This is a genomic window from Streptomyces sp. CB03234 (genome assembly GCF_001905885.1).
Taxonomy (GTDB): Bacteria; Actinomycetota; Actinomycetes; order Streptomycetales; family Streptomycetaceae; genus Streptomyces.
The window spans coordinates 879,292-898,652 of record NZ_LIYH01000001.1; the positions used below are offsets into that span (position 1 = coordinate 879,292).

The 19,361-nt window shown below is 74.0% G+C and carries 19 protein-coding genes; 10 read left to right on the forward strand and 9 right to left on the reverse strand.

Annotated features, from left to right (window positions below; translation table 11 throughout):
• Positions 1-89 precede the first annotated feature (89 nt).
• Positions 90-1,511 carry a multidrug effflux MFS transporter gene (locus AMK26_RS03990; RefSeq protein WP_073751929.1) on the forward strand — a complete coding sequence of 474 codons (1,422 nt, stop codon included), beginning with the start codon at positions 90-92 and terminating at the stop codon, positions 1,509-1,511.
• Here AMK26_RS03990 and AMK26_RS03995 read toward each other — a convergent pair.
• Positions 1,493-2,773, reverse strand: coding sequence for a hypothetical protein (locus AMK26_RS03995; protein ID WP_073751931.1), 1,281 nt, complete (start codon positions 2,771-2,773; stop codon positions 1,493-1,495). The two genes, AMK26_RS03990 and AMK26_RS03995, sit on opposite strands and share 19 nt — an antisense overlap.
• A 301-nt stretch (positions 2,774-3,074) precedes the next feature.
• Between AMK26_RS03995 and AMK26_RS04000 the strand changes: the two genes are divergently transcribed.
• Positions 3,075-4,064: a small ribosomal subunit Rsm22 family protein gene (locus AMK26_RS04000; RefSeq protein WP_073753012.1), complete on the forward strand. Its 990-nt coding sequence runs from the start codon at positions 3,075-3,077 to the stop codon at positions 4,062-4,064.
• A gap of 122 nt (positions 4,065-4,186) precedes the next feature.
• Positions 4,187-4,705 (forward strand): hypothetical protein, encoded by a 519-nt coding sequence (locus AMK26_RS04005; protein WP_073751933.1) that lies wholly within the window; start codon positions 4,187-4,189, stop codon positions 4,703-4,705.
• Between the two features lie 67 nt (positions 4,706-4,772).
• Here the strand turns inward: AMK26_RS04005 and ddaH are convergent, their stop codons facing one another.
• Both ddaH and AMK26_RS37200 read right to left on the reverse strand, forming a co-directional pair.
• Positions 4,773-5,642, reverse strand: coding sequence for a dimethylargininase (gene ddaH, locus AMK26_RS04010; protein ID WP_338015562.1), 870 nt, complete (start codon positions 5,640-5,642; stop codon positions 4,773-4,775).
• A 60-nt stretch (positions 5,643-5,702) separates the two neighbouring features.
• Positions 5,703-5,879: a DUF6243 family protein gene (locus AMK26_RS37200; protein ID WP_198943985.1), complete on the reverse strand. Its 177-nt coding sequence runs from the start codon at positions 5,877-5,879 to the stop codon at positions 5,703-5,705.
• A 120-nt stretch (positions 5,880-5,999) separates the two neighbouring features.
• Here AMK26_RS37200 and AMK26_RS04015 point away from each other — a divergent pair, with 120 nt between their 5' ends.
• Both AMK26_RS04015 and AMK26_RS04020 read left to right on the forward strand, forming a co-directional pair.
• Entirely contained in the window at positions 6,000-6,617 is a 618-nt protein-coding gene (locus AMK26_RS04015) for a TetR/AcrR family transcriptional regulator (RefSeq protein ID WP_073751947.1), read from the forward strand.
• A 218-nt stretch (positions 6,618-6,835) separates the two neighbouring features.
• A complete protein-coding gene (locus AMK26_RS04020) occupies positions 6,836-7,573 on the forward strand; it encodes a bifunctional DNA primase/polymerase (protein ID WP_073751949.1) in 738 nt (245 codons plus the stop codon).
• 10 nt (positions 7,574-7,583) lie between these two features.
• Here the strand turns inward: AMK26_RS04020 and AMK26_RS04025 are convergent, their stop codons facing one another.
• The gene (locus tag AMK26_RS04025; protein WP_073751951.1) at positions 7,584-8,579 is read right to left on the reverse strand and encodes a hypothetical protein; all 996 of its coding nucleotides are present in this window, start codon (positions 8,577-8,579) and stop codon (positions 7,584-7,586) included.
• Between the two features lie 121 nt (positions 8,580-8,700).
• Between AMK26_RS04025 and AMK26_RS04030 the strand changes: the two genes are divergently transcribed.
• A complete protein-coding gene (locus AMK26_RS04030; RefSeq protein WP_073751953.1) occupies positions 8,701-9,351 on the forward strand; it encodes a PhzF family phenazine biosynthesis protein in 651 nt (216 codons plus the stop codon).
• A 3-nt stretch (positions 9,352-9,354) separates the two neighbouring features.
• Here the strand turns inward: AMK26_RS04030 and AMK26_RS04035 are convergent, their stop codons facing one another.
• A complete protein-coding gene (locus AMK26_RS04035; protein WP_073751955.1) occupies positions 9,355-10,020 on the reverse strand; it encodes a biliverdin-producing heme oxygenase in 666 nt (221 codons plus the stop codon).
• A gap of 154 nt (positions 10,021-10,174) precedes the next feature.
• Positions 10,175-11,032, reverse strand: a complete 858-nt coding sequence (gene map / locus AMK26_RS04040) for a type I methionyl aminopeptidase (protein ID WP_073751957.1) — start codon at positions 11,030-11,032, stop codon at positions 10,175-10,177.
• Positions 11,033-11,089: 57 nt separating this feature from the next.
• On the opposite strand from map, the gene AMK26_RS04045 reads away from it, so the two are divergent.
• Complete coding sequence (locus AMK26_RS04045) at positions 11,090-11,323, forward strand: hypothetical protein (RefSeq protein ID WP_073751959.1); 234 nt, start codon at positions 11,090-11,092, stop codon at positions 11,321-11,323.
• A gap of 501 nt (positions 11,324-11,824) precedes the next feature.
• Here AMK26_RS04045 and AMK26_RS04050 read toward each other — a convergent pair.
• Together AMK26_RS04050 and AMK26_RS04055 are read right to left on the reverse strand one after the other, a co-directional pair.
• Complete coding sequence (locus AMK26_RS04050; protein ID WP_073751961.1) at positions 11,825-13,102, reverse strand: MFS transporter; 1,278 nt, start codon at positions 13,100-13,102, stop codon at positions 11,825-11,827.
• A 54-nt stretch (positions 13,103-13,156) separates the two neighbouring features.
• Positions 13,157-13,762, reverse strand: coding sequence for a hypothetical protein (locus tag AMK26_RS04055; protein WP_073751963.1), 606 nt, complete (start codon positions 13,760-13,762; stop codon positions 13,157-13,159).
• Between the two features lie 89 nt (positions 13,763-13,851).
• Between AMK26_RS04055 and npdG the strand changes: the two genes are divergently transcribed.
• A complete protein-coding gene (gene npdG, locus AMK26_RS04060) occupies positions 13,852-14,526 on the forward strand; it encodes an NADPH-dependent F420 reductase (RefSeq protein ID WP_073751965.1) in 675 nt (224 codons plus the stop codon).
• Positions 14,527-14,594: 68 nt separating this feature from the next.
• A complete protein-coding gene (locus AMK26_RS37205; RefSeq protein ID WP_198943986.1) occupies positions 14,595-14,765 on the forward strand; it encodes a hypothetical protein in 171 nt (56 codons plus the stop codon).
• Here the strand turns inward: AMK26_RS37205 and AMK26_RS04065 are convergent.
• Positions 14,755-15,564 carry a site-2 protease family protein gene (locus AMK26_RS04065; protein ID WP_073751967.1) on the reverse strand — a complete coding sequence of 270 codons (810 nt, stop codon included), beginning with the start codon at positions 15,562-15,564 and terminating at the stop codon, positions 14,755-14,757. The genes AMK26_RS37205 and AMK26_RS04065 overlap by 11 nt on opposite strands.
• A gap of 91 nt (positions 15,565-15,655) precedes the next feature.
• Between AMK26_RS04065 and AMK26_RS04070 the strand changes: the two genes are divergently transcribed.
• Positions 15,656-19,357 carry an AfsR/SARP family transcriptional regulator gene (locus AMK26_RS04070; protein WP_073751969.1) on the forward strand — a complete coding sequence of 1,234 codons (3,702 nt, stop codon included), beginning with the start codon at positions 15,656-15,658 and terminating at the stop codon, positions 19,355-19,357.
• The last annotated feature ends 4 nt before the right edge of the window (positions 19,358-19,361 follow it).

The following is a 19,361-nucleotide window of genomic DNA, read 5'->3' on the forward strand; positions in this document are numbered from 1 at the left end:
TCGGCGGCGTCCAGCCCTCCCCCCAATTGAGGTTTCAACAATTGTTGGGTAGCTGAGAGCATGGGGCCGGACCTCACGAGGGAGATGAGATGCCGGAAAGCGGCCCGAGTACGCCAGGACACATACCGACCGAGCGCCCGAAGGCCGCCATTCCGGCCCCCACCGGAGCCGACGACCCCGCCGGCCCCGGCACCGGGGCCGGTGACCCTCCTGGCCCTGGCGCCGGCCCTGGCACCGACACCGGCACCGGGGCTCCCGCTGCCGCCCCGCCCGCCGCCGAGGGCACGGGCCCCGTCGCCGCGCGGCGCGTGGGGCTGCTCGTGACGCTCGTCCTCGGTGGGCTCACCGCGCTGCCGCCGCTGTCCATGGACATGTACCTCCCGGCCCTGCCGGAGGTCACCCAGGCCCTGCACGCGCCCGCCGCCACCGTCCAGCTGACCCTCACCGCCTGTCTCGCCGGCATGGCGCTCGGCCAGCTCGTCGTCGGCCCGATGAGCGACAAGTGGGGGCGCCGCCGACCGCTGCTCGTCGGCATGCTGCTCTACATCGCGGCCACCGCCGTCTGCGCCCTGGCGCCGAGCCCCGAACTGCTCATCGCCTTCCGGCTGCTCCAGGGCCTCGCGGGCGCGGCGGGCATCGTGATCGCCCGGGCCGTGGTGCGTGATCTGTACGACGGCGTCGAGATGGCCCGGTTCTTCTCCACCCTCATGCTGATCTCCGGAGCCGCCCCGATCGTCGCCCCGCTCATCGGCGGCCAGATCCTCCGGATCACCGACTGGCGCGGGGTCTTCCACGTCCTCACCCTGGTCGGCGTCCTGCTCACCCTCGTCGTGTGGAAGTGGCTCGGCGAGACGCTGCCGCGCGCCAAGCGGCACAGCGGCGGGGTCGGCGAGGCGCTGCGCACCATGCGCGGGCTGCTCGCCGACCGGGTGTTCTCCGGCTACATGCTGGCCGGCGGTCTCGCCTTCGCCGCCCTCTTCGCGTACATATCGGCCAGTCCCTTTGTTGTGCAGGAGATTTACGGGGCTTCGCCGCAGACCTTCAGCCTGCTGTTCGGCATCAACTCCGTCGGGCTCGTCGCGGTCGGCCAGATCAACGGCAAGCTCCTGGTGGGCCGGGTGAGCATGGACAAGGTGCTCGGATTCGGCCTGGTGGTGATCGCCCTGGCGGCCGGTGCGCTGCTGCTGATGACCAGCGGGGTCTTCGGCCACGTGGGGCTCGTGCCCGTCGCGGCCGGGCTGTTCGTCCTGATGTCGGCCATGGGCGTGACGCTGCCCAACACCAACGCCCAGGCTCTGATGCGCACTCCGCACGCGGCCGGTTCGGCCTCCGCGCTGCTGGGTACGTCGTCGTTCCTGGTCGGTGCGGTCGCCTCACCGCTCGTCGGCATCGCGGGCGAGGCGACGGCGGTGCCGATGGCCGTGGTCCAGCTGGTGTGCGCGCTGGGCGCCGTCGCCTGCTTCATGGGCTTGTGCCGTCCGTGGCAGGACCGTCAGGCGGTTCGCGCGTAACCGGTCAGGTGGACGCGGTCCCGCGCGTCCGTCCAGCGGTAGACGCCCACCCCGGCCACCTCCGCCGCCGGCAGCCGCACGCTCGGCGCCAGCGCCTGGGGCACGCCGGTCGCCAGGTCCACCGCCACCGGGCTGCCCCCGCCGGCCAGGGCGTCCGCCACGCTGCGGGCACCGCTCGCGCCGTACGCCACGCCCCCGTCCGTGACGGTGGTCAGCGTCAGCGGCGTGGAACCGTCCGCCTCCTCGAAGCAGCGGCCGGTCCGCGCGTCCAGGTCGAAGGCGAGGCTCCCGGCGATCAGGTACCGGCCGCCCGGCGAGACCACCGCCTGCGGGTACTCGCCCGGTTCGATCGCCGGCCTGCGGCACTCCGCCTTCACCAGCGGCCTGCCCGTGCGTGCCTCGTGGACCGCCCAGATGTCGTGCGTGGCCGCCCGCGCCGCGCCCTTCTTGTGCTGCCACCGCGCCAGCACGTGCCCGGACGTCAGCGAGCCGGGCACCCCGCTCGCCGGGTCGGCGCCGGCCGGGGCCCGGTCGCGGCTGAACCAGCCGCCCGGCACCCAGAAGCCCCGCGCACCGCTCACCAGCAGGCCCTTGGACGTCACCCCGCGCACGGCGGTCAGCCGCCGGCACTCCGCGCAGCCCTTGGGGTGGCCGAGGCGCTGCGGCGGCACCGTGCTCACCTCGCCGGTGTCCGGTGCGACGACCGCGCTCCTCGTCCGCCCGTCGCTGATCAGCACGCCCGGTCCGGTGCCGGTCACTATCGGCACGTCCGCCCACGGGACCTCCACCCGCTGCCGGGTGCCGTCGGCCGCGTCGTACAGGTCGAGCGACACGAAGCTGCCGGCCGTGGTGAGCGGGTCGTCGCCGGTCCTTCCGTACGACCAGGTCACGAAGAACCGCCGGCCCTCCTTCTCCAGCGCCAGCAGGCCGGGAAAGCTCTCCGGGTCGCCGAGCGGCCGCCAGGGCCGGCCCGCCCAGCCGTGGCGGCCGGTGCGCGCGTCGAGGGTGCGGAGACGGAACCGGGTGTCGTCGACCCGCTCCAGGTACGCGATCACTCCGGTGGTGCGGGCGATGACGTACTCGGGGGAGACGCCGGTGATGTCCCAGCCCCGGGAGGTGTCGTACGCGTCGGGGACGGTGAGCCGGGTCACGGGCGCGGCGCCGGCTTTCGCGGGCGGCACCGAGGGGCGCTGGTCGCCGGTTCCGCAGGTGGCGAGCAGGAGCAGCAGGGCCAGGACGGCCACGCCGGCCACCAGGGCCATGCGCACGATCCTCTGTCTCACTGGTCCCCCCACCGGCCGACGGCGGCCAGCGTAGCAACTACGGCCCGCCACCGAGCAGTTACGCGCCCCTGCCCAGGCCCCGCCCACCGCCCCCGTCGCCCACCGCCCCCGCCGACCTGCGCGCCCGCCCGCGCCGCATCGCCAAACCCGCCGCCCCGCCGCCCCGCCCACCGCGCCCGCCCGCGCCGCGTCGCCCGCCCCGCCCGCGCCGCACCGCGCATCGTGCCCGTCGCTCACCGTGCCCGGAGGGGGCCGTGTGCCGGGCGCCTACGATGGATCGGTGAACGTCTCCCTCTCCACCGCGGACGCCCTGCGTGGCGCCCTCGCCGGGCTGCTCGACGGGCTGCCGCCGACGCAGGCGGCACAGGCAGTCGACCGGCTGATCGCCCACTACCGCGGGACGGTCCCGACCGGCGCGCCCGTGCTGCGCGACCGGTCCGACGTCGCCGCCTACGCCGCGTACCGGATGCCCGCGACGTTCGAGGCGGTACGGGCGGCGCTGGCGGCGCTGCGGGACGCGGCGCCGGAGTGGGTGCCGGGCACGCACACCGACATCGGCGGCGGGACGGGTGCGGCGAGCTGGGCGGTCGCCGAGGCGTGGGACGCGGCGGCGCGCACCACCGTGCTGGACTGGGCCGAGCCGGCGCTGGCGCTGGGCCGCGAGCTGGCCGCCGCGTCGGGGATCCCGTCCCTGGAGGCCACCGCGTGGCAGCGCGCGCGTATCAGCGCGGCGCTCCGCGTCGAGAGCACCGATCTCGTCACCGTGTCGTACGTCCTCAACGAACTCACCGAGCAGGACCGCACCTCCGTCGTCACCGAGGCCGCCCGGGCCGCGCAGGCCGTCGTGATCGTCGAACCCGGTACCCCCGGCGGCTACGCCCGGATCATCGCCGCCCGCGACCTGCTGATCGCGGCCGGCCTGACGATCGCCGCGCCCTGCCCGCACAGCGGCGCCTGCCCCATCGAGCCGGGCACCGACTGGTGCCACTTCGCGGCCCGGGTCAGCCGCTCCTCCCTCCACCGGCAGGTGAAGGGCGGCTCACTGGCGTACGAGGACGAGAAGTTCGCCTATGTCGTGGCGACCCGGTTCCCCGTGGCCCCCGCCACCGCGCGGGTGACCCGCAAGCCCCAGATCCGCAAGGGTCAGGTCCTGCTGGACCTGTGCACCGAGGACGACGGGCTGCGCCGCGACACGGTGACCAAGCGGCACGGCACGCTCTACAAGGCGGCCCGCGACGCCGCCTGGGGGGACGAGTGGCCGCCCCGCTGACGGGCTGACGGGGTGACAGTGGGCGACCACGCGGGTGACGTCGTGCCCGTGGCAATTGCCCTGGGCCCCCTCGCGGAGTTGAGGTGGGCTCGTTCCAGCCACCTCACTCCCTGGAGGTTCCCTTGCTGCGCACCCGCTCGCGCCGTTTCACCGCCTGCGTGCTGACCGCCGCGTCCGCGATGCTCGCCACCACCGCCCTGACCTTCACCGCCGACGCGGCGCCCAAGCCCACCCCGAAGGACGCGCCGAAGGACTCCGTGAAGGTGCTCGACTGGCTGGCGGACAAGCAGTCCGACACCAAGCCGGACCGCCTGCGCGTCGGCAGCGAGTGGACGGCCCACGCCCACCTCTACACCCACAAGAAGGGCAGGCCCGGCAAGAAGATCGGTGACGCCTCCTCGCGCTGCAGCGTCGTCGACCTCACCCGCCACGGGTACGTCGCCCTGTGCCACCGCGTACTGCGCACCGACGACGGCAGCATCAGCCTGAGCGACTCCATCGACCGCTTCGGCCGCTATCCGCACGGCGGGCGCTCGGCTGTCACCGGCGGCACGGGGAAGTACGTGGACGCCGAGGGCGAGGCCGAGATCACCTTCATCGACGGCGACCTCGCCCGGTTCCGCATCCTGCTCGACGACTGATCGCGCGGGATCCCGCGCACGGGGGCCGGTCCCGCCCGGGGCCGGCCCCCTGCCGTGGAGTCACCGGTCAGGCGCGCAGTTCCTGCGTACAGCACTTCACGCTGCCGCCGCCCTTGAGCAGTTCGCCCAGGTCCATGCCGATCGGCTCGAAGCCGCGCTCGCGCAGTGGCCGGAACAGCCCCACCGCGGCCTGTGGCAGCAGGACGTGTCTGCCGTCGCTCACCGCGTTCAGCCCGAGCGCCGCCGCGTCGTCCTCCTCGGCGATCAGCGCGCCGGGGAACAGCCGGCGCAGCACCGAGCGGCTGCCGGGGGAGAACGCGCCGGGGTAGTACATGATCTCGTCGGCCGCGTCGTCCAGGACGCACAGGGCCGTATCCAGGTGGTAGTAGCGGGGGTCCACCAGGTCCAGGCCGATCACCGGCCGTCCGAAGAACTCCTGCGCCTCGTCGTGCGACAGGGGACTGGAGCGGAAACCGCGCCCGGCCAGGATGTACGAGGCGGTGACGGCGAAGTCGCCCTCGCCCTCGTTGACATGGTCGGGTTCGCGGACGTCGGTGAAGCCGTGGGCCCGGAACCACGCGCGGTGGACGGCGGCCTCGGCGGCGCGTTCGGCGTGCGCGAACCGGGCGCCGAGCACCCGGCCGTCGATGACGGTGGCGCCGTTGGCGGCGAACACCATGTCGGGCAGGTCGATTCGGGGCTCCAGCAGCTCGACGGTGTGGCCGAGCGCCAGGTACCGGTCGCGCAGGTCTTCCCATTGGGTGAGGGCGAGCGGCAGGTCGACCGGTTTCGCGGGGTCCATCCAGGGGTTGATGGAGTACGTCACCTTGAAGTGCGCGGGTGGGCACATCAGGTAGCGGCGAGGTGATGCGTCACGAGGCAAGGAAGGCTCCTCACGGACGGCAGGGCACGCACGGTTGTGTACGTGGATAGCCATGGTGCGCCGGGAGGAGCCTTCGCGCAGTGGACCGTACGGGTGAGTTCACGCCGGCGCCCGTCAAGCGCCGGGTGCCGTACGCCCTTCCTTCAGTTTGCGCAGCAACTCCCGCTTCTGCGCGACCGGGTCGACGCCCCGGCCGACGCCTCCGCCGCCGCTGCCGCGCAGCGCCTCGCGGGAGAGCTTCCGGCGCGTGCCGCCGACGCCGAGCAGGTTTCCGTTTCCACCACGGGTCATGGGTGGGCTCCTTCGGTTCGTTGTCCGTTCGTCTCGCTGACGCACTCAACAATGAACGAGACGTCTCGTCTTGTCAAGAGACGATACGTCTCGCCTCGCGTCGCTGATAGGGTGGTGGGCATGGCTGAGACCAAGGCACCCGACTCCACGCGCCGCAGCGAACGCTCCCGCCGCGCCATCTACGACGCCGCCCTCGCCCTCGTCGGCGAGGTCGGCTACGCCAAGACCACCATCGAGGGCATCGCCGCCCGCGCGGGCGTCGGCAAGCAGACCATCTACCGCTGGTGGCCCTCCAAGGCGGCCGTCCTCCTGGAGGCCTTCGTCGACCTCGGCGTCCAGGCCAACGAGGCGCTCGGGGGTGACGCGGACAGCGGGATCCCGGACACCGGCGACCTGGAGGCCGACCTCAAGTTCGTGCTGCGGGCCACGGTCGACGAGATGAACGACCCGAAGTACGAAGCCCCCTCGCGGGCCCTCGCCGCCGAGGGCGTGGTCAACCCCGAGCTCGGCGCCCAGTTCGTCGAGCAACTGCTGGAACCGCAGCTCCAGCTGTACGTCAGGCGCCTGACCGCCGCCAGGGAACAGGGCCAGGTCCGCCCCGAGATCGACCCGCGCGTCGCGCTGGAGCTCTTCGTCGGCCCGCTCGCCCACCGCTGGCTGCTGCGCACCCAGCCGCTCAGCCACGCATACGCGGACAAACTCGTCGAGTACGCCCTCCACGGCCTCGCCCCGAGGTGAGCCCCCACCACTCGCGTCCCCGTGCCGCTCCGTGGAGCTCCTCACGCCCGGCGGCCCGCGGCGAGGTGCGAATCACCCCATAGCACCGCAACGTGACCGGTCGGATGACGTCACGGAAACCGTCACCCCACCCAGGTTGGGGACTCCGGTCACCGAAGGCCCAGGATGGTGGGACCATGGCAGGGACCGCAGGGCTTGGCAGAGGTGTGAGGGGATAGATGGGCGACGGGATCGGCCGCTACCGCGGCACGGAGAACAAACTCGCGCAGTGGCTGCGCCGGCGCCCGAGGAAAGCCGCCGTCGAGACCCCGAGCCGCGAAGATCTGCTCCGGGCCACCGCCGCCGCAGGCCTGCCCCTCGCCCCCGCCGCGTACCCCGTCGGCTACCGGTGTTCGTGCGAGCGCGTCGGCTGTCCCACGCCCGCCCGCCATCCCGTTTCCTTCGCCTGGCAGACCCAGTCCACCACCGACCGGGCCCAGATCGAGCGGTGGGCCCAGGGCGAGCCGCACGCCAACTTCATCACCGCGACCGGCATGGTCCACGACGTCCTCGACGTTCCGCTGGAGGCCGGTCGCGCCGCGTTGGAGCGGCTGCTCGGCAAGGGCATCGACGTCGGCCCGGTCGCCGAGTCCGGGGACGGCCGGATGCTGTTCTTCACCGCCACCCGCGGCACCCCCGAGGACGAGGACGAGTGGTGGCCGTGCGAGCTGGACTGCCACCCCGAGACGATGGACGAGCACCCGGGCCTGCGCTGGCACTGCCGCGGCTCCTACGTCCTCGTACCGCCCGCCCGCCTTCCCGGTGAGCTGGGCGTGGAGTGGGTGCGCGGCCCGGAGCACCCGCTGCCGGACCCGCTGACCCTGCTGGAGGCGCTCACCGACGCCTGTGCCCGCCACGCCGACCAGTACGACGAGCACGACGACCACCACTCGGTGGCCTGGCCGCTCAGCCGCTGACGCGCCGGGTTCACGAACCCGTCGCCGACGTCACACCCTGAAGCCGGCCCAGGACCGTCACCTGGTCCGACCCCGCACCCGCCGGCTTCACCAGCACCGCCTGGCTGGACACCCACTCCTTGGTGAGGGTGCTCTTGACCTCACCGGTCATCAGCGCCCGTACGTCGGGATTCACCTTCGGCCGGTAGCCCTTGGCCGCCGTCTGCCGGTCGTAGAACCGCGTCGCGAAGAAGACCAGCGCGCCGCCGTCCTGGGTGGTCAGCCCCAGCGGGGCGTAGTCACCGGTGTCCAGCGGCTGGTCCACGTACTGGGTGGACAGCCCCGGCCGGTGGGCGACCTTGTTCCGCTCGTCGCGCCACATCGAGGTGTGCGGCCCGGCCGCGAAGTGCGCCGGCTTCCCGGTCTGCAGGTACGAGGAGTACTCCTCGCTCAGGTTCTTCGGCGCCACCGCGAGCGCCGTCGAGTCCGGCGCGGCCGGCTCGGCCCAACCGTCCTGGTCCGTCTTGAACTTCGGGACCCCGCCGGCGGGCAGGATCTGCAGGTACGCGACCTCCCACAGCTGGTCCGGGCCGTTGCGCACGAACACCAGCACCCAGCGGCTGTCGTCCGCGCCCTGGTCGGTGTCCCGGTTGGAGTCGGTGTCCGCGACGAACCAGCGCGGCCAGCCGGCCTTCTTCGGTATGACGTACCGGGCGTCGGTGAGCTCCAGCGGCCGGTGGTTGGGGTTGCCACCCGGGCTGGTGACACTGCGGGCCTTCAGGCCGGCCTGGTTGATCGCCCCCAGCGCGCCGGTGACCCGCCCCGCGTCGAGCGCCGGATCGTACGCCTTGTCGGCCTTGTTGTACGCGTCGGTGAAATCCGCCAGCGCCTGCGCGGCCTCGCCCTTCGTCGCCGTCGGTACGACCTCCAGCTCGCCGTGCACCGTCACGCACCCGCTCGCCGTCAGCGCCAGCACCGTCGTCGCCGCGAGCGCCGCCGCCACCCGCCCTGGGACCCGCCTTCTCATCGGTTGCCTCTGCTCCTCGACCCCCATATGACCGTCCGAACCCTACCGGGGTCCACGGTGGACGGAGCGCCGGGTTCAGGTTCCCCCGGAACCGCCGCGCACCGCGTGCTTCAATGCCCCGGTGAACAGTGCATACGACGTGCTCGCCGTCTTCTGCGGAGGAGACGGCCGCCACGGCAACCTCCTTGGTGTCGTACGCGACGGGCGGCTCCACCCCGACGAGGCGTCCCGGCAGGCGTTCGCCAAGCAGCTGGGTTTCAGCGAGACCGTGTTCGTCGACGACCCCGAGCGCGGGGTCGTCGACATCTACACGCCCGGCGTGCGCCTGCCGTTCGCCGGCCATCCGCTCGTGGGCACGGCCTGGCTGCTGGACCTAGAGGTGGTGAACCCGCCGGCGGGCGAGGTGTGGGCGCGGCAGGACGGCGAGTTCACCTGGATCACCGCCCGAGCGGAGTGGGCGCCGGCGCGGACGATACGCCAGTACGGGTCGGCCGCCGAGGTGGACGCGCTGGACGTGCCGCCGCCGGGCGAGTGGGTGTACGCGTGGGCGTGGGAGGACGAGGCGGCCGGCCGGGTGCGGGCGCGGGCCTTCCCGGGGCGGGGTGACGGCATCGAGGAGGACGAGGCGACGGGCGCCGCCGCCCTGCTGCTCACCGCGCGGCTGGGCAGGGCGCTGAACATCGCGCAGGGCCGGGGCTCGCAGTTGCTGACGGCACCCGGCCCCGACGGCACGATCGAACTCGGCGGCAGGGTGAGGGAGATCAGGCGCTGAGGGTCAGGCGCTGAGCGGGAACTCGTCGCCGAGCTGCTGGAACACCGCGCCGTTGAAGTCGAAGGCGCGCCTGCACTCGTCGATGATCCGCTGCTTCTCCAGGTCGTCGGCGTTCACCCGGTCCAGCAGCTCCCGGTAACCCCGCTTGAACGCGGCCGGGTTGGCGATCTGCTCGAAGACGTAGAACCGCACGCCGTCGCCCTTGCGCGCGAAGCCCCAGGTCCGCTCGGCCTTGTCGCGGATGATCTGGCCGCCGGACAGGTCGCCCAGGTAGCGCGTGTAGTGGTGGGCGATGTACCCGGCGGGCCAGGTGCGGGCGCACTCCTCGACGCGGGCGGCGTACGCGGTGGTGGCGGGCAGCGGTGCGGCCGCCGCGCGCCAGTCCGGGCCGCGCAGGTGGGCCAGGTCCCGCTCCAGCTCGGCGGTGCGGAACAGCTCCGGCTGTATGAACGGCCCGGCCACCGGGTCGTCCGCCAGCGCGTCGGCGGCACCTTCCAGGGCCCGGTACACGAACCAGAGCTGCTCGGTGTAGCGGGCGTAGGCCTCCACGCCGAGCCGTCCGCCGAGCAGGTCGCTCATGAAGGTCGAGTTCTCCGCTTCGGTGTGCTGCTGGTGCGAAGCGGTGCGGATGAGCGTCGAGAACGGGGTGACGGTACCGCTTGCGTCCAAGGCGGGCCTCCGGGGACCGAGGGGACGGGATGTGGCAGGCACAGCCGCAGACGCAGCCGTGACCGCCACCACTACCGCCGATCTTCCTACTTAGGCTTACCTAAGTCAACCAGTTCCCGACGGCCTGTCGGTAAAACGGTACCCGCCTGGCGCGTCAGGGCAACGTAAGAATTTCCGCACCCGTGTCCGTGACGACGAGCGTGTGCTCGAACTGCGCCGTCCGCTTGCGGTCCTTCGTCACCACCGTCCAGCCGTCGTCCCACATGTCGTACTCGTGCGTGCCCAGCGTCAGCATCGGCTCGATCGTGAACGTCATGCCGGGCTGGATGACCGTGGTGGCGTGCGGGGAGTCGTAGTGCGGAATGATCAGGCCGGAGTGGAACGAGGAGTTGATCCCGTGCCCGGTGAAGTCCCGCACGACTCCGTAGCCGAAGCGCTTGGCGTACGACTCGATGACCCGGCCGATGACGTTGATCTGACGGCCCGGCTTGACCGCCTTGATGGCACGGTTGAGCGACTCGCGGGTCCGCTCGACGAGCAGCCGCGACTCCTCGTCGACATCCCCGCACAGGTAGGTGGCGTTGTTGTCACCGTGGACGCCGTGGATGTACGCCGTCACGTCGAGGTTCACGATGTCGCCGTCGCGCAGGACGGTGGAGTCGGGGATGCCGTGGCAGATGACCTCGTTGACCGAGGAGCACAGGGACTTCGGGAAGCCCCGGTAGCCGAGCGTCGACGGGTAGGCGCCGTGGTCGCACATGTACTCGTGCGCGACCCGGTCCAGCTCGTCCGTGGTCACACCCGGCGCGATGTGCTTGGCGGCCTCCTCCATCGCCTGCGCGGCGATGCGGCCCGCGATGCGCATCCGCTCGATGGTGTCGGCATCCTGCACCTCGGGGCCGGTGTACGGCGTCGGGGCGGGCTTGCCCACGTACTCGGGGCGGCGGATGGATCCGGGAACGGAACGGGTGGGGGAGAGCTCCCCTGGTACGAGCAGCGACTGGCCAGACATGCCAGCGAGTCTAACCAGGCATCGCGGGGCACCATTGCGACAGAGGAAGGAGCCGAGATGGCCCTGTTCAAGAGGCGTACCGTCGGAAAGCCGGGCGAGTGGTACTACTGCCTGAAGCACGGGAGGGTCGAGGAGGGCCCGGAGTGCCGGGCGGCGGACCGCTTCGGCCCGTACGCGACCCGGGAGGAGGCCTCCCACGCGATGGAGACCGCCCGGGAGCGCAACCTCCAGTGGGAAACCGACCCCAAATGGCACGACGCCCCCCGCGACGACGGAGGCCCCACCCCCTGACGGCCCCCTCCGGAGCGCCCCCCGCCGCGCCCGGGTGGCCCCGCGCCCTCCCGCAGGGCCCGCGCCCCCGCCGTTGCGGGCGCCCCGCCCGGCCCCGCCCCCGCCGTGGGCGGTCGCCCTCGCCGGGCCTCGCCCGTCCCTCCCCGTTGTGGGCATTCGTCCCGCTGGGGCGATGGGGGTCCCCCCTGCTCGAGCGAAGCCGAGAGCTTGGGGGAGGGTGGGCACAACGGGACCGGGGCGGTGCCCGTTCCCGGTTCGCCCCGGTACGGTGCGGGTCGGTGGCCTGCCGGGGGGTGGGGGGCGTGGCCCCTCCGGGCTCGTCTCTCCCCCAGAGGGGGCACCCCCACGAGGCCGGCGGCCTCAGGTACGGGCAAGGGAGCCGTTACGGCGCCGCCAACCTCTGCGGGGACGACCCTGCACGGCCCACCCCGGCCGGTGGCCGACTGCGGGCCGGTGGGGGGAGGGGCGCGGCACCGCCGCGGGCCGGGGCTTACGGGCGCGTCAGGGCTGGCCCTCCGCGGCAGCGGCACGGCGGCGCAGGGCGTCCTCGTCCGTGGTGGCGTCGTACGTGACCAGCTTCGGGAGCAGCGCCGCCAGCACGCCCACCGAGGCCAGGCACGCCAGGCCGCCGCTCCAGAAGGCGGGGCGGGTGCCGGTCCAGCCGGCCATGGCGCCCGCGCGGACCTGGCCCAGTTGGGGGCCGACGCTGTACGAGAGGACCTCGATGCCCGCCAGGCGGCCCCGCAGCTCGTCCGGGATGGTCTGGTTCCAGATCGTGGAGCGGCCCAGGCCGCTGAGCATGTCGCCCGCGCCCGCGAGGGCCAGGCACAGCAGCACCAGCCAGACGTTGGAGAACCAGCCCGCCGCGGCCACCGCCAGGCCCCAGCCCGCCGCGCCGAACACCACCAGCAGGCCGTGCCGCCGGACCTTCGACGTCCAGCCGCTGGTCAGGCTCAGCAGCACGGAGCCGACCGAGCCGGCCGCGTACATCAGGCCCAGTGACCACTCCGCGTCCAGGTCGTCCGCGAGGAACGGGAAGATCGTGTTGGGGTACGCGAAGAACATCGCGGCGAGGTCGATCGCGTACGTACCCAGCAGCACCGGCCGCGACCAGGCGTACCGCGCGCCCTCCGCTATGGCCCGCAGGGACGGCTTGTCCGCGTCGTGCGCGGCCGGGGCGGGGGAGAGGCGCAGGCAGAGCAGGACGGACACGACGAAGCAGGCCGCCGTGGTGCCGTACGCCGTGGCGTGACCCGCGTACGCCACGACCAGACCCGCCACCGCCGGGCCCGCGATCGCGCCGAGCTGCCAGCGCAGGGCGTTCAGCGCGGCGGCGGCGGTCAGCTGGTCGTGCGGCACGATGCGGGCCATCAGCGAGTCCAGCGCCGGGCGCTGGAGCCCCGCCAGGGCCGAGACGCCCGCGGCGACGACGTACAGGGGCCACAGCATGGGCGTCGGCAGCAGGGCGTTGACCAGGAGAAGCCCGGCCAGCAGGCCCAGCGCCGCCTCGGTGCCGAGGATGACCTTGCGCCGGTCGACCGCGTCGGCGAGGGCGCCCCCGTACAGTCCGCACACCACCAGCGGCACCAGCTCGACGGCGCCCATCACGCCCACCGCGAGCGGCGAGTCCGTGAGGTGCTTGATCTGCAACGGCAGGGCGACCATTGCCGTGAAGCTGCCGAAGTACGCGACCAGGCCCTGCACCCACAGCAGGCGGAAGTTCCGCGACGAACGCCACGGGGAGAGGTCGGGCAGCAGGGCGGAGAGCGTGGCGGTCACGTCCGCCCATGCTCCGTGCCCCCGGCGAACCCCGGCAACCGGTTTTCGAACGCCCTACCAGCGTGGGGGCGGTGGCGAGGTCACCTGGTCGGCCAGGCGCGCCAGGCGGTCCCGGAACCGGCGGCGGCCGGGTGGCGCGGCCGGCAGGGTGTTCTCGCCGGCCGCCGCGCTCACCAGGTGCTGCACGATGTCGAGGTCCACGTCGTCCGCGTCCGTCACCGTCAGCGCCTCGTGCGCCAGCCCGTGGACCTCCCGGTCGCCGCCGTCCAGGGACAGCACCGTCGCCCCGGCCCGCCGTGCGTCGTGCACGCGCTCCAGGAGGCCGCCGTCCGGGCGCTGCGGGGCCACCACCAGGAGGGTCGAGCCGCGGCCGGCCGCCTCCAGCCGGCCCAGGCCCACCGCCAGGTGCGCCGGATCGGAGGGCCGCGCCCGGTGCCGTACCAGCGTGGGTGCCAGCTCCGGCCGTCCCGACCAGGCCGCCTCGTCCACCAGGTGCGCGGCCAGGTGCCACGGCTCGTACCGCGCGGTGCCCACCAGCAGCAGTCCGCCGCCCTGCGGCACCACCGAGGACCGCAGGACGGACGCGAACCGGCGGGCCGCCGCGGGCCACTCGGTACCGTCCAGGACCTCACGCAGCAGGGCGACACGTACGGCATCCATGGGGCCGTATCGTCCCCTTTCCCCGTGCCGTGCGTGGGCGTTCGGCGGCACGTCACCCGGACGGGGTCGTGCCGCGTAGTGTCGGGACCATGACTACTGATCCGTACGACCTCCCCGACGTCTCCGGGCTCGTCGTCGGTGTCCTCGGCGGCACCGGCGACCAGGGCCGCGGCCTCGCCTACCGCCTCGCCCGCGCCGGCCAGAAGGTGATCATCGGCTCGCGGGCCGCCGAGCGCGCCGGGGCAGCGGCCGCCGAGCTGGGCCTGGGCGTCGAGGGCGCCGACAACGCCGAGTGCGCGCGGCGCAGTGACATCGTGATCGTCGCCGTGCCGTGGGACGGGCACGCGGCGACGCTGCGGGCGCTGCGGGACGAGCTGCGCGGGAAACTCGTCGTCGACTGCGTCAACCCGCTCGGCTTCGACAAGCGGGGCGCCTACGCCCTCAAGCCCGAGGAGGGCAGCGCCGCCGAGCAGGCCGCCGCCCTGCTGCCGGACTCGCGCGTGACCGCAGCCTTCCACCACCTGTCCGCGGTGCTGCTCCAGGACGAGACGGTCGAGGAGATCGACACGGACGTGATGGTGCTGGGCGAGAAGCGCGCCGACACGGACATCGTGCAGGCCCTCGCGGGCCGCATCCCCGGCATGCGCGGCGTGTTCGCGGGCCGGCTGCGCGGTGCCCACCAGGTGGAGGCGCTGGTCGCCAACCTGATCTCGGTCAACCGCCGCTACAAGGCCCACGCGGGCCTGCGCCTGACCGACGTCTAGCCGCTCGTGAGCATGGGGGACACTGGACGGGCACGTTTCACGCCGTACCCGGACAGGAGCCGTCCCCCATGCCCCGCCTCGCGCTGTACGCCCTCGCCGTCTGCGTCCTCGCCGTCGCCGCGGCGGTGGTCTCCTTCGTCCAGGGCACCTGGCTCGGCATCGTGTGGGTGCTGCTGGCCGGCGTCTCCTCGAACATGGCGTGGTACTACCACCGCCAGGCGAAGAACGTCACTGGCTGACGAGGTCCTGGCAGGCCGCGTTCGGCTCCTGCCAGAAGAGGTAGAGGTCGCGCCCGCAGTACGTCTCCAGTTCCTCGATGCCCAGGCCCTGCATGACCGTGTGCACCAGGGTGAAGAAGGCGTCGCGCACTTCGGGGACGAAGAAGAGCAGGGCGAAGACCGCCAGCAGCCCGTAGGCGGCGTACGGCTGGATCTGCCGGCGGATCCTGTACGAGAGCCACGGCTCGATCACGCCGTAACCGTCCAGGCCCGGCATCGGCAGGAAGTTCAGGATCACCGCCGACACCTCCAGCAGCGCCAGGAACGCGAGCGCGAAGCGGAACGGCACCGGTACGCCGTCCAGCGCGCCCAGCCAGAACGGCGCGGTGAACAGGACCGCGCAGACGGCGTTCGTCAGCGGGCCGGCCGCCGAGACCAGACTGCGCTTGACGCGGCTGCGGATGCGGTCCTGCTCGATGAAGACCGCGCCACCCGGCAGGCCGAGACCACCCATGATCACGAAGACCACCGGCAGCACGATGCTCAGCAACGGGTGCGTGTAGTTCAGCGGGTTGAGGGTCAGGTAGCCCTTCGCGCCGATGGTGATGTCACCGCCGTGGTGGGCGGTGCGGGCGTGCGCGTACTCGTGCAGGCAGAGGGAGACGATCCACCCGGCCGTCACGAAGAGGAAGACGGCCAGGCCGAGGTTGGCGGAGAAGCCCGTCCACACCGCCCATCCGGTGACCGCCATGATGGCGGCGATCCCGAGGAAGACGGGGCTGACCCTCCGGTCGCTGTGGCGGGAGGTGGCGGTGGCCATGGGCGGCGCTCCAGGGAGTCGGGCGGGCGGGTGCGGACCGATTGACCGTACCGGACACGGCGCGAGGGGCGGGGGGAAGGAGAATGGGGCGGTGCGCATCTCACTGCTCGGTCCCACGCAGGTCCACGGCGCGGACGGCTCCGCCGTACCGGTGGGCGGGGCGCGGCTGCGCGCGCTGCTGACGGTACTGGCGCTGCGCGCCGGGCGGACCGTGCCGGCCGGGCTGCTGATCGACGAGGTGTGGGACGGTGACCCGCCCGCCGACGCGCCGGGCGCGCTGCAGGCGCTGGTGGGGCGGTTGCGGCGGGCGCTCGGGCCGGACGCGGTGGTCTCGGCGGCGGGCGGGTACCGGCTGGGCGCCGACGCCGACGACGTGGACCTGCACCGTTTCGAGCGGCTCACGGCCGAGGGCGTACGGGCGCTGGAGGCGGGCGACCCGCACAAGGCGGTGACCGCCCTGGACGACGCGCTCGCGCTGTGGCGGGGCGGGGCGCTCGCGGACCTGCCCGACCGGACGGCCGAGGCGGCCCGCTGGGAGACCCGCCGCCACGAGGCCCGCCGCGCCCGGCTCACGGCCCTGCTGGCGCTCGGCCGCGGCCAGGAGACGCTGCCCGAACTGGCCGCGCTGTGCGGTGAGTTCCCGCTCGACGAACCGCTCCAGGCACTGCGCGTCCGGGCCCTGCGCGCGGCGGGCCGGTCGGCGGAGGCCCTGGCGGCGTACGAGGCGGTACGCCAGGACCTCGCCACCCGCCTGGGTACCACCCCGGGCCCCGAACTCCGCGCCCTCCACACCGAACTCCTCGCCCCGGCCTCCGGCCGCCGGGGCGGCGCGGCCGCCGGGCGTCGTCCGGCCGGTGACGGTGCGCCGGTCCCGGACGCCGCCGACCCGGCCGGCCCGGGCAAGGGTGTCCCGCCCGCCGGTACCTCCGGCCGCCGGACCGAGGCGCCGCGTCTTCCGGCCGGGGACGGCCGGGGCGGCGCCCCCGCCGGCCCGGGGCCGGGTGGTCGGCCCGTGGGCGGTTCCCACGGCCAGCCCGACGCCGGGCCCCGTCGCGGGGGTGACGCGTACCGGCCGGCCGGTTCGGGGGCGGGTGTGGCGCCCGCCGGTGTCTTCGGCCGCCGGGCCGAAGCGCCCGACGGGCGTCTTCCGGCCGGGGACGGCCGGGGCGGCGCCCCCGCTGGTGGGTCCCTGGCCGCCCCCGGGCCGGGCGGCCCGCCCGTGGGCGGCCCTCACGGCCAACCCGGCACCGGCCCTCGTCGCCGGGGCGACGAGCCACGGCGGGGGAACGTGCGGGCGCGGCTGACGAGTTTCGTGGGGCGCGAGGAGGACATCGGGGTCGTCCTCGGCGACCTCGCGCGGGCGCGGCTGGTGACGTTGCTCGGGCCCGGCGGGGCCGGGAAGACGCGGCTGTCGCAGGAGGCCGCCGAGCGCGGCGCGGACGCGTGGCCCGACGGCGTGTGGCTGGCCGAGCTCGCGCCGGTCGACGACCCCGACGCCGTACCGGACGCCGTGCTCACCGCGCTCGGGGCGCGCCAGACCGTGCTGCGCGGCGCCGGCGCCGAGGAGCTGCGGGCGGCCGAGCGGCACGGCGACGCCGACGACGCCCTCGTACGGCTCGCCGAGCACTGCTCCGGCCGCCGCATGCTGATCCTGCTGGACAACTGCGAGCACGTCGTCACCGCCGCCGCCACGCTCGCCGAGCGGCTCCTGGCGGAGTGCCCCGGGCTCACCGTCCTCGCCACCAGCCGCGAACCCCTGGGCGTACCGGGCGAGACGGTACGCCCGGTCGACCCGCTGCCCGACCCGATGGCGCTGCGGCTGCTCGCCGAGCGCGGGGCGGCCGCCCGGCCCGGGTTCGACGTCACCGGCGACCCGGACGCGTGCGCCGAGATCTGCCGCCGCCTCGACGGCCTGCCCCTCGCCATCGAGCTGGCCGCCGCCCGCCTCCGTATGCTCACCCCGCGCCAGATCGCCGACCGGCTCGACGACCGCTTCCGGCTGCTCACCGGCGGCAGCCGTACCGTCCTGCCGCGCCAGCAGACGCTGCGCGCGGTCGTCGACTGGTCCTGGGACCTGCTCGACGAGCCGGAACGGGCCGTGCTGCGGCGGCTGTCGGTGTTCTCCGGCGGCTGCGACCTGGACGCGGCCGAGGCCGTCTGCGGCGGTCACACCCTGGACCTGCTCGGTTCGCTGGTCGACAAGTCGCTGGTCGTCGCCACCCCCACCGAGGGCGGCGAGATGCGCTACCGGCTCCTCGAAACCGTCTCCGAGTACGCCGCCGAACGCCTCGACCAGGCCGGTGACCGCGCCGCCGCCGAGCACCGCCACCTCGTCCACTACCGCGAGCTCGCCCGCACCGCCGACCCCGAGCTGCGCGGCCCGCGCCAGCGCGCCGCACTCGACCGCCTCCAGCTGGAGTACGAGAACCTCCGCACCGCGCTGCGCCGCGCCGTCGCCGCCCGCGACGAGCACGAGGCGCTCTGCCTCGTCCTGTCCCTGGTCTGGTACTGGCACATGCGGGACCTGCGTACCGACGCCCTGCACTGGTCCGAGGCCGCCGCCGCGCTCGGCCCCGACCCGTACGCCCCACCCGTCACCCCCGCACCTCCCCTCACCGAGCGGTGCACCGACGCCCCGCCGCCGATGGACGACGACCAGCTCCAGGAGGCGCGCCGCGGCGTACGCCTGGTCCAGCTGCTCAACATGGACCACCAGACGTCCGAGTGGACCACCCCGGACGGCCTGGAGCACCTGCGCCGCATCCGAGCCGTGTACCGCCCGGGGCTGCCGCAGACGTGCCGCATGCCCGGCATGCTCTGGTGGTACGCGGTGCTGCTCACCGGCGACGCGGGGGAGCTGCGCGGCCTCCTCGACGAGACCGTCGACGCCTGCCGGGAGTTCGGCTACGAGTGGGAGCTGGCCAACGTCCTCCACATGCGTGCCAACGTGCTGGCCAACCGGAGCGACTGGGCGGGCGACGCGGCCCGGGACGCCGACGAGAGCCTGAAGATCTTCGACCGGCTCGGTGACTCCTGGGGCGCGGCCGAGGCGCTGGCGGCGCGCGCCGAGGCCCGGGAGCGGCGGGGCGAGTTCGAGGGCGCCGCCGAGGACTTCGAGGCCGCCATCGGCCACGCCGCGCGGCTGGGCGCCCAGGCCCAGATGTCGCTGCTGCGCGTCCGGTACGCCGAGACGCTCAACGAGCTCGGCCGGGGCACTGAGGGCGAGGCGATCCTGCGGGAGGTGCTGGCCCGCGGCCGCAGCGCCGGCCACGAGGCCGTGCCGGCCGCCCGGCTCTATCTGGCGCTGTGGCTGGGCCGCACCGGGCGCACCGCCGAGGCCCGCGAGCAACTGCGGCTGGTGCGCGAGGAGTTCGCCTACGACTCCCTGTCCCTCTTCGAGGGCTTCACGCTCGGCGTGGTCGCCTGGCTCGACAACCTGGACGGCCGGTACACCGACGCCCTCGACCGGGCCGCCCGGGCCCTGGCCCACGCCCGGGAGCCGCTGTCGATGATGGTCGCGCCGCACATGCCGGCCATCCACCTGGTCACCGCCGCGCGGGCGCTCGCCGGACTGGGCGGCCGCGACCGGGCGCGAACGGCGGCCGTGCTGCTCGGGACGCACGCCGGTCTCCTCCCGGACGGGCACGTGCTCACCCCGATGGAGCGGGAGAACCTGGCGGACGCCACGGAGGCGGCCCGCACCGCCCTCGGGGACGCCGCCTTCGACGCTGCGTACGCCGAGGGCGGCGGCCTCACCGCCGAGGAGGCCGCCGCCCTGCTGGACAGCACCTGAGACG